This is a genomic window from Escherichia sp. SCLE84 (assembly GCF_012584495.1).
Lineage (GTDB): Bacteria > Pseudomonadota > Gammaproteobacteria > Enterobacterales > Enterobacteriaceae > ECMA0423.
This window is the reverse complement of the sequence record NZ_CP051430.1, coordinates 560,459-576,921: the sequence shown is the minus strand read 5'-3', so window position 1 is coordinate 576,921 and position 16,463 is coordinate 560,459. Positions and strand designations below refer to the sequence as shown.

Genomic DNA, 16,463 nt, shown 5'->3' with positions numbered 1-16,463 from the left:
TTTTGCTTTCGTTAAGCAACTTTTAGCTCACTTATTATTTACTATTTGATAACAAATGTTTGGTCTTTCGTGCCATGTAAAAAAACCGCCCCGAAGGGCGGCTCTGTTTATTTCACACAGCGAGTGCACTGTGTGAGTTGTATCTGCTGGAAGAAGTCATTTCCTTTATCATCCACAAGGATAAACGCCGGGAAATCTTCCACTTCAATTTTCCAGATGGCTTCCATTCCCAGTTCCGGATATTCAACACATTCCAGGCTCTTAATACTTCCCTGCGCCAATACAGCGGCCGGACCACCGATACTGCCAAGGTAGAAGCCGCCGTGTTTTTTACAGGCATCCGTCACCTGCTGGCTGCGGTTGCCTTTCGCCAGCATGATCATACTTCCGCCCTGCGCTTGCAGTTGATCGACATAAGAATCCATCCGTCCGGCGGTCGTTGGGCCAAGAGAACCGGAGGCATAACCTTCCGGCGTTTTGGCCGGACCCGCGTAGTAAATCGGATGATCTTTAATGTACTGCGGCAGCCCTTCACCGTTATCCATCCGCTCTTTCAGTTTGGCGTGAGCAATATCACGACCGACGATAATCGTGCCGTTAAGCGATAAGCGTGTAGAAACGGGATACTGCGACAACTGTGCGAGGATCTCTTTCATCGGACGGTTAAGGTCAACGCGCACCGCTTCGCCTTCTCCCGCTTTACGCAGCTCTTCAGGGATATATTTACCTGGATTATGTTCCAGTTTTTCGATCCAGATCCCCTGACGGTTGATCTTCGCTTTGATATTACGGTCAGCAGAGCAGGAAACACCCATACCAACCGGACAGGATGCGCCGTGACGTGGCAGGCGAATCACGCGTATGTCGTGAGCGAAGTATTTACCACCAAACTGCGCACCCAGACCGAGATTTTGCGCTTCGATCAGCAATTCTTTTTCCAGTTCCACATCGCGGAATGCCTGACCGTGCTCATTCCCTTCCGTTGGCAGTTCGTCATAGTATTTAGCGGAAGCCAGTTTCACTGTTTTAAGGTTAGTTTCTGCAGAAGTTCCACCAATTACGAACGCAATATGATACGGAGGACAGGCCGCCGTACCCAGCGTGCGCATCTTCTCAACCAGGTAATTTTTCAGTTTCCCCGGCGTTAGTAACGCTTTGGTTTCCTGATAGAGATACGTCTTGTTTGCCGAACCACCACCTTTGGCGATACAGAGGAATTTGTACTCGTCGCCATCAACAGCATAAAGATCGATCTGCGCTGGCAGATTGGTGCCGGTATTCACTTCTTTATACATATCCAGCGGCGCGTTTTGCGAGTAGCGCAGATTATCTTCGATATAAGTGTTATAGACACCGCGCGCCAGCGCCGCTTCATCACCACCACCGGTCCATACACGCTGCCCTTTTTTACCAACAATAATCGCGGTGCCGGTATCCTGACAGGTTGGCAGAACGCCTTTCGCCGCGATGTCGGAGTTACGCAGGAATTGCAGCGCCACATATTTATCATTTTCGCTGGCCTCCGGGTCACGCAGAATGTCGGCCACCTGTTGTTGGTGAGCCGGACGCAGCATAAATGACGCATCATGAAATGCCTGACGCGCCAACAGAGTTAACGCTTCGGGTGCGACTTTCAAAATCTCCTGCCCTTCAAATTCAGATACGCTAACGTGTTCGCTGGTTAGCAGGTAATACTCAGTATCATCTTTTTTGAGTGGAAAAGGAGCCTGATAATGAAAGGGTTTGTTTGACATTGTTCTCTCACTTACTGCCTGGTTTGGTTATGCTCTGGGCGGGTGTTCCGTTGCCCTGTTAAAAGCGAGTAACAATATCCTACACACTTTTTTAACAAAAACTGAGACTAGTACGACTTTTTGCGGCTCCAGGTTACTTCCCGTAGGATTCTTGCTTTAATAGTGGGATTAATTTCCACATTAAAACAGGGATTGATCATGCAAAAACTCATTAACTCAGTGCAAAACTATGCCTAGGGCAGCAAAACGGCGTTGACTGAACTTTATGGTATGGAAAATCCGTCCAGCCAGCCGATGGCCGAGCTGTGGATGGGCGCACATCCGAAAAGCAGTTCACGAGTGCAGAATGCCGCCGGAGATATCGTTTCACTGCGTGATGTGATTGAGAGTGATAAATCGACTCTGCTCGGAGAGGCCGTTGCCAAACGCTTTGGCGAACTGCCTTTCCTGTTCAAAGTATTATGTGCAGCACAGCCGCTCTCCATTCAGGTTCATCCAAACAAACGCAATTCTGAAATCGGTTTTGCCAAAGAAAATGCCGCAGGTATCCCGATGGATGCCGCCGAGCGTAACTATAAAGATCCTAACCACAAGCCGGAGCTGGTTTTTGCGCTGACGCCTTTCCTTGCGATGAACGCGTTTCGTGAGTTTTCCGAGATTGTCTCCCTACTCCAGCCAGTCGCAGGTGCACATCCGGCAATTGCTCACTTTTTACAACAGCCTAATGCCGAACGTTTAAGCGAACTGTTCGCCAGCCTGTTGAATATGCAGGGTGAAGAAAAATCCCGCGCGCTGGCGATTTTAAAATCGGCGCTCGACAGTCAGCAGGGTGAACCGTGGCAAACGATTCGTTTAATTTCTGAATTTTACCCGGAAGACAGCGGCCTGTTCTCCCCGCTGTTACTGAATGTGGTGAAATTGAATCCTGGCGAAGCGATGTTCCTGTTCGCTGAAACACCGCACGCTTACCTGCAAGGCGTGGCGCTGGAAGTGATGGCGAACTCCGATAACGTGCTGCGTGCGGGTCTGACGCCTAAGTACATTGATATTCCGGAACTGGTTGCCAATGTGAAATTCGAAGCCAAACCGGCTAACCAGTTGTTGACCCAGCCGGTGAAACAAGGTGCAGAACTGGACTTCCCGATTCCAGTGGATGATTTTGCCTTCTCGCTGCATGACCTTAGTGATAAAGAAACCACCATTAGCCAGCAGAGTGCCGCCATTTTGTTCTGCGTCGAAGGCGATGCAACGTTGTGGAAAGGTTCTCAGCAGTTACAGCTTAAACCGGGTGAATCAGCGTTTATTGCCGCCAACGAATCACCGGTGACTGTCAAAGGCCACGGCCGTTTAGCGCGTGTTTACAACAAGCTGTAAGAGCTTACTGAAAAAATTAACATCTCTTGCTAAGCTTATTAAAGGCTTATAACACCTTCAGGCGGCCAGTCCGCCTGATTTCATTTTATGGATAATCATTATGAATAAATCGCTGGTAGCGGTAGGCGTCATTGTTGCGCTAGGCGTAGTCTGGACAGGCGGCGCATGGTATACAGGCAAGAAGATTGAAACCCATCTCGAAGACATGGTCGCGCAGGCGAACGCGCAACTCAAACTGACCGCTCCTGAATCCAACCTGGAAGTGAGTTATCAAAACTATCATCGCGGCGTATTCAGCAGCCAGTTGCAACTGTTGGTGAAACCCATTGCCGGGAAAGAAAATCCGTGGATTAAAAGCGGTCAGAGCGTCATCTTCAACGAATCGGTTGATCATGGTCCCTTCCCGCTTGCCCAGCTTAAAAAACTGAACCTGATCCCGTCGATGGCATCAATTCAAACCACGCTGGTTAATAACGAAGTAAGCAAACCACTGTTTGATATGGCAAAAGGTGAAACGCCTTTTGAGATTAACTCGCGCATTGGTTACAGCGGTGATTCCAGTTCCGATATTTCGCTCAAGCCACTGAATTACGAGCAAAAGGATGAAAAAGTCGCCTTTAGCGGCGGCGAGTTCCAGTTAAATGCTGACAGAGACGGCAAAGCCATCTCCCTTTCCGGGGAGGCGCAAAGTGGTCGGATAGACGCAGTTAACGAATACAACCAGAAAGTGCAGTTGACCTTTAATAATCTGAAAACCGACGGTTCCAGCACGCTGGCAAGTTTTGGTGAGCGCGTAGGAAACCAAAAACTGTCACTGGAAAAAATGACCATTTCAGTGGAAGGCAAAGAACTGGCACTGCTGGAAGGCATGGAGATCAGCGGTAAATCGGATCTGGTCAATGACGGTAAAACGATCAATAGCCAACTGGATTACTCGCTAAACAGCCTGAAGGTACAGAATCAGGATCTGGGCAGCGGCAAGCTGACTTTAAAAGTCGGCCAGATTGATGGTGAAGCCTGGCATCAGTTTAGCCAGCAATATAACGCGCAAACTCAGGCGCTGCTGGCACAGCCAGAAATTGCCAACAATCCCGAACTTTATCAGGAGAAAGTGACGGAAGCCTTCTTTAGCGCCCTGCCGCTGATGTTGAAAGGCGATCCGGTGATTACTATCGCGCCGCTAAGCTGGAAAAACAGTCAGGGTGAAAGTGCGCTGAATCTGTCGCTGTTCCTGAAAGATCCGGCAACGACTAAAGAAGCGCCGCAAACGCTGGCGCAGGAAGTAGATCGTTCGGTTAAATCTCTGGATGCGAAACTGACCATTCCGGTGGATATGGCAACTGAGTTTATGACTCAGGTAGCGAAGCTGGAAGGTTATCAGGAAGATCAAGCGAAAAAACTGGCGAAACAGCAAGTTGAAGGTGCATCAGCAATGGGGCAGATGTTCCGTCTGACCACCTTGCAGGACAATACCATCACCACCAGCCTGCAATATACTAACGGTCAGATAACGTTAAACGGGCAGAAAATGCGACTGGAAGATTTCGTTGGTATGTTTGCAATGCCGGCATTAAATGTTCCGGTCGTACCCGCTATTCCGCAGCAGTAATTCACAGACAAAACGCCGGAGATTTTTCTCTCCGGCGTTATTTTTTACTTCAGCATAAAGTCATACTGAATACTCATTTTCACATCCCAGTAATTCAGGCGATCGCCCAGCGTACTGCCATCGCGCTTTTCCCGCCCTTTATCGGCAGCAAGAAAGAAATTCATCCCTTGTAACGGCCCTTCGCTGACCCGATAGTTCATACCACCTAAGATACCCGCGCCTTCAATCCGCACATCTCGTTTACTGGATTCATAGCCGCGAGTCACAATCGGTGCAAATGTCAGTGTAAATTGCGGCGTTAAACGATAGTTGACGCCCAATTGCCAGGACTGCATTCCTTCACGGTTACGATCAAGACTTAATGAAAAGGGATAGCCAATGTCGGTATCCACCACGGCACCATTCATTGCATGGCGCAAATAACCACCACTGCCAAATACGCTTCCCCACGGCGCATTCCAGGTCACTTGTCCACTAACCAACGCCGTATCATTGGGCTGGCTGGTATTACGACTTAAACCTTCGAGTTGCGCGTAAAAGCCGAGCAACTCCCCTTTCAACGTATAATTCGGGTCGAGCGGTATGCCTTTCTCGAGAATACTTTGTATCTGATTGGAAACATCTTTCTGTACCGATCCCCCCAGAGAATAGCGACTGGTATCATCATGCCAACTGGCGGCTAAAAAAGAACGTGCGCGATGTTTATCGTATTTTCCCGTCTGGCTGTTATACACCCCTTCATCACGAATACCGGTTGTTGAATCGGTCCATAAAAATACTCGTGAACGCCACATTCCCCACAGATCAATATTTGGCGTTAACGCCCAATAACCTAATGCTCCTTCAGAAACTGTCGGTAATGTACGTTGCGAACTGCCAGCCATTAACGGAATACGATAAGGTAAGCTACCGTAACTATAATCCGTCCCGAAGCGACCTAATTTAAGCAGGCTATTTTCACTGGGTTTTATTTTTACTGCCCCCAGGGCAAAGCCAAAACTTTTATCACCATCAAGATACCACCGGGTACTCATATCAGCACGAGCACCTAATTTATAAACATAATACGCCCCGCCTTCAACGCCAATAATATTGGAATAATAACCACTATTGAAATCGAGCAATCCTCCCTGTACCCATGCGTAAATATCTCTTCCCGCGCCAGCACTGGGCTTATCAGCCCTGCGCAATTCGTTTTTCAGTCTGATGCGTAGTCCCGCTTCATCGTCAGCCAGTTGCGCCGCATAAGCAGAGGTAAGGCCAGAGGCAGCCGTCAGGCAAATAACGGCCATGGCCACTATTTTTCTCATAGTTGCACCTTTGATGTTCTGATTATTTTTATTGAATATTAATTAGTGATATCGCTGATTAATTGCTGCTGCACTTTTTTACGATTATCAATTTCAACCACGATTTCTTTGAATTTTTTATCCGTGAGCGGATAAAACCAGATAATAACGAATGCCAGTAGCATAAATCCGCAAGGTACTAAGGCAATTGATGTGCGGATGCCCATAATAACTTCCGGCGTTTGCACCTGATTGGCGATATATCCGCTTAATCCCAAAATAAAGGCAGGAATTGAACCTCCGATTGCCTGACCGCATTTACGGGTAAATGAGAATAGTGAATAGGTGAGCCCTTCAATTCGCACGCCGGTCAGGTATTCACCGTATTCTACGGTATCAGCTTCCAGTGCCCACATCACAGTCATAGTAACGCCCTGACCAATTGAAGCGATGGCCAACGCAACCAACGCCACCGGCAGTGACCAGACGGAAACCCAGAAGAATAGCAGATAACCGCAGGTTCCCAGCAAAGCGCCAATCAGGAAGGTATTCTTTTTACCGATCCTCGCGACCATCCCCGGCACCAGCGGTGCCGATGCCACAGTACCAACCAGGTTTTGCACCAGTACCAGCACAGTGAACAGCCCGGTATCATTTAACACATAGCGCACGTAGAACAACGACGAGGCGCTGACCGCGAAGGTCGAAATCAGCACACACAGCGCACCGATGCACAACATAAACAGCGGGCGATTCCGTTTCAGGGTTTGCAGACTGATCTTCAATGACGGCTGCGCCACGATACGTACCACATTCTCACGCGTCGATTTGAAGCAGATGAAGTAAAGCACCATTCCGGCAATCGCCAGCACAATCGTCCAGAAATGGTATACCGACACCATCTCTTCCGGGCTGGAGTTCTTAATGCTCGGTCCTATCAGAAATGCCAGGCAGACAAAGGTTAATGAAGCGGCAATCCCGCGAGCCGCGCCCAGACGGGCGCGGGATTGTGGTTGTTGGGTCATCGCGGTAGCAAGTGAACCATAAGGAATATTCACCAGGCTGTAGCAAAGCCCGAGGCCCATGTAGGTCAAATATGCATACACTACTTTGCTGCTATGGCTCCAGTCGGTCGGTACCCAGAATACCAGCACGCTGAAGATCATTAACGGCGCAGTACCGAAGAGTAAAAACGGGCGGAATTTTCCCCAGCGGGTATTCACACTGTCCACCACTCGTCCGGCAAAGACGTCGGCGAAGGCATCGAATACCCGCACCAGTAACAGCATGGTGCCCGCCGCAGCGGCACCGACGCCAGCGACGTCGGTGTAGTAACTCAATAGGAAGAGCGCCCCCATTGCGAAGGCGAAGTTATTGGCGACGTCACCGAGGCTGTAGCCGACGATGGTGCGCCAGGAGAGTTGTTGATTCATTGTTTGCCTCCCTGCTGCGGTTTTTCACCAAAGTTCATGCCAGTCCAGCGTTTTTGCAGCAGAAAAGCCGCCGACTTCGGTTTGCGGTCGCGAGTGAAGATCCCTTTCTTGTTACCGCCAACGCGCAATATGCCTTGCGAGGTCGCAAAATCGGCGAAATTCCATACCTGTTCACCGACGACGGCGCTGACGCGATCAAAGACGCGGTGATACATATCCAGCCATGCACACTGATACTCTTCACTCCACATGTCGGTGTACATTGAGTGCAGCCCGGCTAACGTATCCACGCCGTATTCGGTGATGATAATCGGCTGATGCAGTTTCTCCTGCCAGGCCAGAAGTTCTTTTTCCAGTACCTTCTCTGCCGTTTCCAAATCGCCGCTTTGGACATACCATCCGTAATAACGGTTCAGGCACAGCACATCAAAGAGATCGCTGATGGTATCGGTGTGAGCGTCGCAGAACATTACATTGACGCAGGTGATCGGACGCGTCGGGTCGAGTTTACGCGTTGCTTCCGCCAGTGGCGCGAAATATTCCCGTGCACCTTGCGGACGGGTATCCGGTTCGTTGGCAATACTCCACATCACCACGCTTGGGTGGTTTTTGTCACGCGCTATCAGCTCTTTAATCGCCTGTAAGTGCGCTTGCTGAGTTTCCCCGTTGACTGCCTCTTCGCTGTACAGTTCTTTCGGCTTGTTGCCCGCTTCGAAACCAATGCCTAAAGAGAGGTTAAAGCCGACAGCAGCAGTTTCATCAATCACCACGATGCCATGTTCATCTGCCCAGTCGAGCATCTCTTCAGCGTAAGGGTAATGCGAGGTACGGTAGGAGTTGGCCCCAATCCAGTCCATTAATGCGTGGTCGTGCACCATCAGCACGTTATCGAATCCTTTGCCACGCAAGTCCGCATCTTCATGACGACCAAAGCCAGTAAAGTAGAACGGTTTGTAGTTAATCAGGAACTGTTCGCCCTTCACTGCCACTGACCGGATGCCGACGCGAAGCGGGTAGATATCACACTCTGTCTGGCTTTTGGCTGTGACGCACAGTTCATAGAGATAACCTTCACCCGGTTGCCAGAGGTGCGGATTCACCACTTGCAAAGTCCCGCTAGTGCCTTGTCCAGTTGCAACCACCTGTTGATCCGCATCACGCAGTTCAACGCTGACATCACCATTGGCCACCACCTGCCAGTCAACAGACGCGTGGTTACAGTCTTGCGCGACATGCGTCACCACGGTGATATCGTCCACCCAGGTGTTCGGCGTGGTGTAGAGCATTACGCTGCGATGGATCCCGGCATAGTTAAAGAAATCATGGAAGTAAGACTGCTTTTTCTTGCCGTTTTCGTCGGTAATCACCATTCCCGGCGGGATAGTCTGCCAGTTCAGTTCGTTGTTCACACAAACGGTGATACGTACACTTTTCCCGGCAATAACATACGGCGTGACATCGGCTTCAAATGGCGTATAGCCGCCCTGATGCTCCATCACTTCCTGATTATTGACCCACACTTTGCCGTAATGAGTGACCGCATCGAAACGCAGCACGATACGCTGGCCTGCCCAACCTTTCGGTATAAAGACTTCGCGCTGATACCAGACGTTGCCCGCATAATTACGAATATCTGCATCGGCGAACTGATCGTTAAAACTGCCTGGCACAGCAATTGCCCGGCTTTCTTGTAACGCGCTTTCCCACCAACGCTGATCAATTCCACAGTTTTCGCGATCCAGACTGAATGCCCACAGGCCGTCGAGTTTTTTGATTTCACGGGTTGGGGTTTCTACAGGACGTAACATAAGGGACTCCTCATTAAGATAAAAATACTGGTCAACCTTTAATCTGATTAGTTAACCAATTCTGTGTTGCACACAGTTATCTGTGAGAAACCCATGGAAGAGAAATGGAAATAAAAAGAACTGACACCGCGATCAAAAAACCAAAATCTGCAATACCCACAGCGTGATATAGATCGCATTAATCTTTAAAACAGCGTTGACAGAAGCCATAAAATAAGCAATCGAACGTTCGTTCGAGCATCTTGAGAACGATAAACTCTCATGACATATGGCTACGGTGAATATTTTTGGGGGGAATTCTCCGATCCCGGCTAGATTGTATTTTGTACAGGGAAATTAAAGTATGAAACGCGGGCACAGTTATCACCAGCCCGCGAAATGAGAGGATCAGGATGCGGTTAAGATACCGCCAATCATCGCGCGTAATCCCTGAGCAAACGACGCTTCACGCGCCAGGTCTTCCGCTTCGATATCGGCCAGTACACCGTAGGTCAGATCCAGCAGTAAACGTGAAGTCATTGACGTGTTGATGTCTGGGCTTATCTCGCCTTTTTGCTGGGCATCACGCATCCGCTGGGCAACAAATTCAGTGATCGTCATATGCTTATTTTTAAGCATGGCGGCGACCTGTGGGTTACGCATCCCTTCCGCCATAATTTCGACCACCAGCGCCCGTTGCCCAAAGGCTTCATGGGTGAGAGAGACAATAGACTCGACCATATAGTCAACAAAATGAATCCCTTCAATCGGTTCCCGGAAACGGGCCAGCGCCCTCTCCTGGTCCTGTAAGATAATCGCCTGAATCAAGGCTTCTTTGGAGATGAAATGGTGATAGAGCGTCCCGGGACTAATGGCGCAGGATTTACAGATGGCTTTCATCGAGGCACTGTGAAATCCATTTTCTGAAAAAATCTCTCTGGCAGCATTGAGGATCCGGGTCCGTGTCGGTTGTGCTTCAGTCTGCATGTTATCCATCATTAAACCATTATAGTTAGCGTGAATAACTAGTTTACCGCGTTGTCAGGTGAGCGCCTATCATTGCTGTTGAATAGTGCGAAGGCACACTCTATTCGTATGCTTTTCATCCAGCTATTGGTTAACCAATAGCCGTGATTTGGCTGCCAGTTGTTTAGCAGAGACGTTGATGAATTGCACACGCTATCCCGGTAAACAACACATACGGCTGTTTACCGGTTCGTTAGTGTATTAATTGAGCTCCTGTACCCCACCACCGGAGACGGTGAGAATTTGTCCGCTTACCCAGCTGGCTGCAGGCGAGCAAAGGAACAGCGCCGCGTTAGCAATATCTTGCGGTTGGCCCAGACGTCTGATCGGCGTGTGCTGTAACATTTTTTGTTCAATTTCTGGTGTAATAACGGATTTCAGGGCATCGGTTAATATTGCCCCCGGCGCAATGCCATTCACCCGAATATTTTTTTCACCCAGGTCAAATGCCATATTTCTGACCAGATGACTGGCCGCAGCTTTAGATGATGCATAGGAAGTCATGTTTATATTTTTATTTTCTGCCGCCATAGAAGTGATGGTCAGAATAACGCCACCGCCATTTTTTTCCATTTCTGGCGCAACAAGTTGTGACAGATGGAAAAAAGAAAACACATTCAGTTCATAAGCACGGCGAAAATCTGCCATTGGCATATCAAACGGTTTAGGACCACCGCCACCGGCGTTGTTAACCAGGATATCAACTTTACCCAGCTTACTGACGGCAAAGTCTGCCAGTGCAGAGAGTTCCTGTTCGGAAGTAATATCACAACGGCAGGCAAATGCCTGACCACCCAGTTGTTGAATTTCGTCTACAACATGGTTAGCTGCGTCGGCGTTAATATCACTGACCACCACAGATGCGCCAGCTGTCGCGAATGTAATGGCGATTTCTTTACCAATACCTGCACCCGCACCTGTGATGATGGCGCATTTTCCGTCGAGTCTCAGGTTGTCAGAATTAAACACATAAACCTCCTGTGAACTTCAGTAAAAATAAAAGGCACCGCCTGTGTGCCACATTTTTTATCATTAACCTTGAGGAAAGGACACTACCAGGTATAGCAGATAAAGAGAGGATTATTTCGCCGCAATGAGCCGGGCGGGAATAATAAGATTGCGTGAATGCGTCTCTTCATGGGTGATTTTTTGCATCATGCGATCCGCAAGTGTGGTACCAAGTTCCCGCGCAGGCGTGCTGGCCCAGGTAACGGGTATATCATCAAGTGTGGTTGGTGTCGCATCGGTAAATGCCGCCAGCGAAACTTGTTGCTCAAAGTAACGATCGACTCCGCTTTCCCCGCTTTGCCGCCCTGCTTTGAGCAAACCAAACCATGCCCCCATCGCAATAGTTTCGTTATAGCAAACCACAGCACTGATGGTCGGGTTATGACGTAAAAGCGCCGTGATAGCTTCCGCGGCTTGCTTCTGGCTGGATGTGCACTCCAGCACCCAATCGCTGTGAAACGGCAGGCCAAATTTTAGTAGAGTTGCACAATAGCCCCCCACCCGTTCTGCACGGGTTAATGAGGAACTTTGCCCTCCCAGCCAGGCGATCCGCTGATGCCCATTGCGAATGAGATGCTCCGTCAACAACTGTGCAGCCTGCATGTTGTCCGGGCGAACCGTATCAACATCATCAAGATAACTGGCACGGGAAGCGAAAATCACCGGGATAGCTTTTTCTTCTGCCATCCGTCGCAGGTCATCGCTGCTTCCTGCAGCCCCGGCAATTACCACACCATCCACACCCTGATTCAGTAACAGTGAAAACCGCTGTGCCAGCTGCTCGCCGTCTTTACCGCCGTGAAGCAAAAAAACCATCCGTCCCTGCGCTTCCAGAGCTTCCGTCAATCCGGCCGTCAATTCGGCGTAAAACGGCGCAGATAAATCACGGACGATCAAACCAATGACGCCGCTTTGCCCGCCGCGCAGCGCCGACGCCTGGCGATTGCGCACAAATCCCAGCTCTTCAATGGCGGCGTTAACGCGTTCTCCTGTGGCGGTAGAGATTCGCCCTTTGCCACTAAGCACCAGCGAAACGGTACTTACCGACACGCCCGCAGCCAGCGCAACATCATGAATGGTTATTTTTTTGGCGGTAGCCATGCAGATGACCTACTCCCTGATTATGTGACAGATAAAACGTTTTACCTTTTATTTATCTTATACCCGCTATTATCGTTGCGTAATGTGATTTATGCCTCACTAAAATTTGATAAAACGTTTTATCTTCTCGCGCAATTTACTGAATCCAGATTGTTCTCTACGAGGAGTCGTTTTATGACGGCGAAAACAGCACCGAAAGTCACGCTGTGGGAGTTCTTCCAGCAGTTAGGCAAAACCTTCATGTTACCCGTGGCATTATTGTCGTTCTGCGGCATTATGCTCGGCATTGGTAGTTCTCTTAGCAGCCATGATGTCATAACCCTGATCCCGGTCCTGGGCAACCCCGTGTTGCAGGCTATCTTTACCTGGATGAGTAAGATTGGCTCGTTTGCTTTTAGTTTCCTGCCTGTCATGTTCTGTATCGCCATCCCGCTGGGCCTGGCACGCGAAAATAAAGGCGTAGCGGCATTCGCTGGCTTCGTCGGTTATGCGGTAATGAACCTCGCGGTAAACTTCTGGTTGACCAATAAAGGCATTCTGCCAACCACGGATGCCGCGGTTCTGAAAGCCAATAACATCCAGAGCATTCTTGGGATCCAGTCGATCGATACCGGGATCCTCGGTGCGGTGATCGCCGGTATTATCGTCTGGATGCTGCATGAGCGTTTCCATAATATCCGCCTGCCGGATGCGCTGGCATTCTTCGGCGGTACGCGCTTCGTACCAATTATCTCCTCGCTGGTGATGGGCCTTGTCGGCCTGGTGATTCCATTAGTCTGGCCGATTTTCGCCATGGGTATTAGCGGCTTGGGCCATATGATAAACAGCGCGGGTGATTTCGGACCGATGCTGTTTGGTACCGGTGAACGTCTGCTGTTGCCGTTTGGTCTGCATCACATTCTGGTGGCATTAATTCGCTTTACCGACGCAGGCGGCACGCAGGAAGTCTGCGGTCAAACCGTCAGCGGCGCACTGACCATCTTCCAGGCGCAATTGAGTTGCCCGACCACTCACGGTTTTTCTGAAAGCGCCACGCGTTTCCTTTCGCAAGGTAAAATGCCTGCGTTTCTCGGCGGTCTGCCAGGTGCAGCGTTAGCTATGTATCACTGCGCGCGCCCGGAAAATCGCCATAAAATTAAAGGTCTGCTGATTTCTGGCCTGATCGCCTGCGTCGTTGGCGGCACTACCGAACCGCTGGAATTCCTGTTCCTGTTCGTAGCGCCAGTTCTGTATGTCATCCACGCGCTGTTAACCGGCCTCGGCTTCACCGTCATGTCTGTGCTCGGCGTCACCATCGGTAATACCGACGGCAATATCATCGACTTCGTGGTGTTCGGTATTTTGCATGGTCTGTCAACCAAGTGGTACATGGTGCCAGTGGTGGCGGCAATCTGGTTTGTCGTTTACTACGTCATCTTCCGTTTCGCTATCACCCGCTTCAATCTGAAAACCCCGGGGCGCGATAGCGAAGTTGCCAGCTCAATCGAAAAAGCCGTTGCCGGTGCGCCGGGTAAATCAGGTTACAACGTTCCTGCAATCCTCGAAGCATTAGGCGGTGCCGACAATATTGTCAGCCTCGATAACTGCATTACCCGTCTGCGTTTGTCTGTGAAAGATATGTCGCTTGTTAATGTGCAGGCACTGAAGGACAATCGGGCAATTGGCGTAGTACAACTTAATCAACATAACCTGCAGGTTGTTATCGGGCCACAAGTTCAGTCAGTAAAAGATGAAATGGCCGGTCTGATGCATACTGTCCAGGCATAAGGATAAGATATGTTCGATTTTTCAAAGGTCGTGGATCGTCATGGCACATGGTGTACACAGTGGGATTATGTCGCTGACCGTTTCGGCACTGCTGACCTGTTACCGTTCACGATTTCAGACATGGATTTTGCCACTGCCCCCTGCATTATCGAGGCGCTGAATCAGCGCCTGATGCACGGCGTATTTGGCTACAGCCGCTGGAAAAACGATGAGTTTCTCGCGGCTATTGCCCACTGGTTTTCCACCCAGCATTACACCGCCATCGATTCTCAGACGGTGGTGTATGGCCCTTCTGTCATCTATATGGTTTCAGAACTGATTCGTCAGTGGTCTGAAACAGGTGAAGGCGTGGTGATCCACACACCCGCCTATGACGCATTTTACAAGGCCATTGAAGGTAACCAGCGCACAGTAATGCCCGTTGCTTTAGAGAAGCAGGCTGATGGTTGGTTTTGCGATATGGGCAAGTTGGAAGCCGCGTTGGCGAAACCAGAATGTAAAATTATGCTCCTGTGTAGCCCACAGAATCCTACCGGGAAAGTGTGGACGTGCGATGAGCTGGAGATCATGGCTGACCTGTGCGAGCGTCATGGTGTGCGGGTTATTTCCGATGAAATCCATATGGATATGGTTTGGGGCGAGCAGCCGCATATTCCCTGGAGTAATGTGGCTCGCGGAGACTGGGCGTTGCTAACGTCGGGCTCGAAAAGTTTCAATATTCCCGCCCTGACCGGTGCTTACGGGATTATAGAAAATAGCAGTAGCCGCGATGCCTATTTATCGGCACTGAAAGGCCGTGATGGGCTTTCTTCCCCTTCGGTACTGGCGTTAACTGCCCATATCGCCGCCTATCAGCAAGGTGCACCGTGGCTGGATGCCTTACGCGTCTATCTGAAAGATAACCTGACGTATATCTCAGATAAAATGAACGCCGCGTTTCCTGAACTCAACTGGCAGATCCCGCAATCCACTTATCTGGCCTGGCTTGATCTACGTCCGTTGAATATTGACGACAACGCGTTGCAAAAAGCGCTTATCGAGCAAGAAAAAGTCGCGATCATGCCGGGGTATACCTATGGTGAAGAAGGTCTTGGTTTTGTCCGTCTCAATGCCGGCTGCCCACGTTCGAAACTGGAAAAAGGTGTGGCTGGATTAATAAACGCCATCCGCGCTGTTCGTTAACCACAATTGCGCAACGTAAAAAATCGTTGCGCAATCGTGGATTTTTACCCTGCTTTGTTTTTATAATGGTGCGCACTTTTATATCCAGAAAAAGAGTGCGACCATGATTGATACCACCCTGCCATTAACTGATATCCATCGCCACCTTGATGGCAACATTCGTCCCCAGACCATTCTTGAACTTGGCCGCCAGTATAATATCTCGCTTCCTGCACAATCCCTGGAAACACTGATTCCCCACGTTCAGGTCATTGCCAACGAACCCGATCTGGTGAGCTTTCTGACCAAACTTGACTGGGGCGTTAAAGTTCTCGCCTCTCTTGATGCCTGTCGCCGCGTGGCATTTGAAAACATTGAAGATGCAGCCCGTCACGGCCTGCAGTATGTCGAGCTGCGTTTTTCACCAGGCTACATGGCAATGGCACATCAGCTGCCTGTAGCGGGTGTTGTCGAAGCGGTGATCGATGGCGTACGTGAAGGTTGCCGCACCTTTGGTGTGCAGGCGAAGCTTATCGGCATTATGAGCCGGACCTTCGGCGAAGCCGCCTGTCAGCAAGAGCTGGAGGCCTTTTTAGCCCACCGTGACCAGATTACCGCACTTGATTTAGCCGGTGATGAACTTGGTTTCCCGGGAAGTCTGTTCCTTTCTCACTTCAACCGCGCGCGTGATGCGGGCTGGCATATTACCGTCCATGCAGGCGAAGCTGCCGGGCCGGAAAGCATCTGGCAGGCGATTCGTGAACTGGGTGCGGAGCGTATTGGACATGGCGTAAAAGCCATTGAAGATCGGGCGCTGATGGATTTTCTCGCCGAGCAACAAATTGGTATTGAATCCTGTCTGACCTCCAATATTCAGACCAGCACCGTAGCAGAGCTGGCTGCACATCCGCTGAAAACGTTCCTTGAGCATGGCATTCGTGCCAGCATTAACACTGACGATCCCGGCGTACAGGGAGTGGATATCATTCACGAATATACCGTTGCCGCGCCAGCTGCTGGGTTATCCCGCGAGCAAATCCGCCAGGCACAGATTAATGGTCTGGAAATGGCTTTCCTCAGCGCTGAGGAAAAACGCGCACTGCGAGAAAAAGTCGCCGCGAAGTAACAAAATGGATGGTGCAAATTGCACCATC

Annotated in this window: 11 protein-coding genes and 1 pseudogene; 5 read left to right on the top strand and 7 right to left on the bottom strand. The window is 50.1% G+C overall.

All coding sequences use genetic code 11. From position 1 onward, the window contains the following. Positions 1-107: 107 nt before the first annotated feature. A complete protein-coding gene (gene fumB, locus HGD79_RS03020) occupies positions 108-1,754 on the bottom strand; it encodes a class I fumarate hydratase (protein WP_000066639.1) in 1,647 nt (548 codons plus the stop codon). Positions 1,755-1,952: 198 nt separating this feature from the next. On the opposite strand from fumB, the pseudogene manA reads away from it, so the two are divergent. Both manA and HGD79_RS03010 read left to right on the top strand, forming a co-directional pair. Beyond that, positions 1,953-3,128: pseudogene (manA, locus tag HGD79_RS03015) on the top strand (mannose-6-phosphate isomerase). A gap of 100 nt (positions 3,129-3,228) precedes the next feature. Beyond that, positions 3,229-4,737: a YdgA family protein gene (locus HGD79_RS03010; RefSeq protein WP_168848284.1), complete on the top strand. Its 1,509-nt coding sequence runs from the start codon at positions 3,229-3,231 to the stop codon at positions 4,735-4,737. Positions 4,738-4,781: 44 nt separating this feature from the next. On the opposite strand, the gene uidC is transcribed toward HGD79_RS03010, so the two are convergent. From uidC to malI, 6 genes are all read right to left on the bottom strand, one after another. Next, complete coding sequence (gene uidC, locus HGD79_RS03005; RefSeq protein WP_001227035.1) at positions 4,782-6,047, bottom strand: glucuronide uptake porin UidC; 1,266 nt, start codon at positions 6,045-6,047, stop codon at positions 4,782-4,784. A gap of 38 nt (positions 6,048-6,085) precedes the next feature. Beyond that, positions 6,086-7,459, bottom strand: a complete 1,374-nt coding sequence (gene uidB / locus HGD79_RS03000; RefSeq protein WP_001075893.1) for a glucuronide transporter — start codon at positions 7,457-7,459, stop codon at positions 6,086-6,088. After that, positions 7,456-9,267, bottom strand: coding sequence for a beta-glucuronidase (gene uidA / locus HGD79_RS02995; protein ID WP_168848283.1), 1,812 nt, complete (start codon positions 9,265-9,267; stop codon positions 7,456-7,458). The genes uidB and uidA overlap by 4 nt, the downstream gene beginning before the upstream one ends. Before the next feature lie 387 nt (positions 9,268-9,654). Continuing rightward, positions 9,655-10,245, bottom strand: a complete 591-nt coding sequence (gene uidR, locus HGD79_RS02990) for a DNA-binding transcriptional regulator UidR (RefSeq protein ID WP_000969095.1) — start codon at positions 10,243-10,245, stop codon at positions 9,655-9,657. 228 nt (positions 10,246-10,473) lie between these two features. Beyond that, on the bottom strand, positions 10,474-11,241 hold the full coding sequence (hdhA, locus tag HGD79_RS02985) for a 7-alpha-hydroxysteroid dehydrogenase (RefSeq protein ID WP_000483362.1): 768 nt from the start codon (positions 11,239-11,241) through the stop codon (positions 10,474-10,476). A gap of 111 nt (positions 11,242-11,352) precedes the next feature. Continuing rightward, entirely contained in the window at positions 11,353-12,381 is a 1,029-nt protein-coding gene (gene malI, locus HGD79_RS02980; RefSeq protein WP_000179513.1) for a mal regulon transcriptional regulator MalI, read from the bottom strand. Between the two features lie 174 nt (positions 12,382-12,555). Between malI and malX the strand changes: the two genes are divergently transcribed. From malX to add, 3 genes are all read left to right on the top strand, one after another. After that, positions 12,556-14,148: a PTS maltose transporter subunit IICB gene (gene malX / locus HGD79_RS02975; protein ID WP_000125609.1), complete on the top strand. Its 1,593-nt coding sequence runs from the start codon at positions 12,556-12,558 to the stop codon at positions 14,146-14,148. A gap of 9 nt (positions 14,149-14,157) precedes the next feature. Beyond that, positions 14,158-15,330, top strand: a complete 1,173-nt coding sequence (gene malY, locus HGD79_RS02970; RefSeq protein ID WP_168848282.1) for a bifunctional maltose regulon transcriptional repressor/cystathionine beta-lyase MalY — start codon at positions 14,158-14,160, stop codon at positions 15,328-15,330. Between the two features lie 103 nt (positions 15,331-15,433). Next, positions 15,434-16,435, top strand: coding sequence for an adenosine deaminase (add, locus tag HGD79_RS02965; RefSeq protein ID WP_096147387.1), 1,002 nt, complete (start codon positions 15,434-15,436; stop codon positions 16,433-16,435). Positions 16,436-16,463: the final 28 nt, after the last annotated feature.

Excerpts from the sequence above, each read along its gene's own strand:
- fumB (WP_000066639.1), bottom strand. The coding sequence starts at position 1,754 with ATGTCAAACAAACCCTTTCATTATCAGGCTCCTTTTCCACTCAAAAAA.
- HGD79_RS03010 (WP_168848284.1), top strand. The coding sequence starts at position 3,229 with ATGAATAAATCGCTGGTAGCGGTAGGCGTCATTGTTGCGCTAGGCGTA.
- uidC (WP_001227035.1), bottom strand. The coding sequence starts at position 6,047 with ATGAGAAAAATAGTGGCCATGGCCGTTATTTGCCTGACGGCTGCCTCT.
- uidB (WP_001075893.1), bottom strand. The coding sequence starts at position 7,459 with ATGAATCAACAACTCTCCTGGCGCACCATCGTCGGCTACAGCCTCGGT.
- uidA (WP_168848283.1), bottom strand. The coding sequence starts at position 9,267 with ATGTTACGTCCTGTAGAAACCCCAACCCGTGAAATCAAAAAACTCGAC.
- uidR (WP_000969095.1), bottom strand. The coding sequence starts at position 10,245 with ATGATGGATAACATGCAGACTGAAGCACAACCGACACGGACCCGGATC.
- malI (WP_000179513.1), bottom strand. The coding sequence starts at position 12,381 with ATGGCTACCGCCAAAAAAATAACCATTCATGATGTTGCGCTGGCTGCG.
- malX (WP_000125609.1), top strand. The coding sequence starts at position 12,556 with ATGACGGCGAAAACAGCACCGAAAGTCACGCTGTGGGAGTTCTTCCAG.
- malY (WP_168848282.1), top strand. The coding sequence starts at position 14,158 with ATGTTCGATTTTTCAAAGGTCGTGGATCGTCATGGCACATGGTGTACA.
- add (WP_096147387.1), top strand. The coding sequence starts at position 15,434 with ATGATTGATACCACCCTGCCATTAACTGATATCCATCGCCACCTTGAT.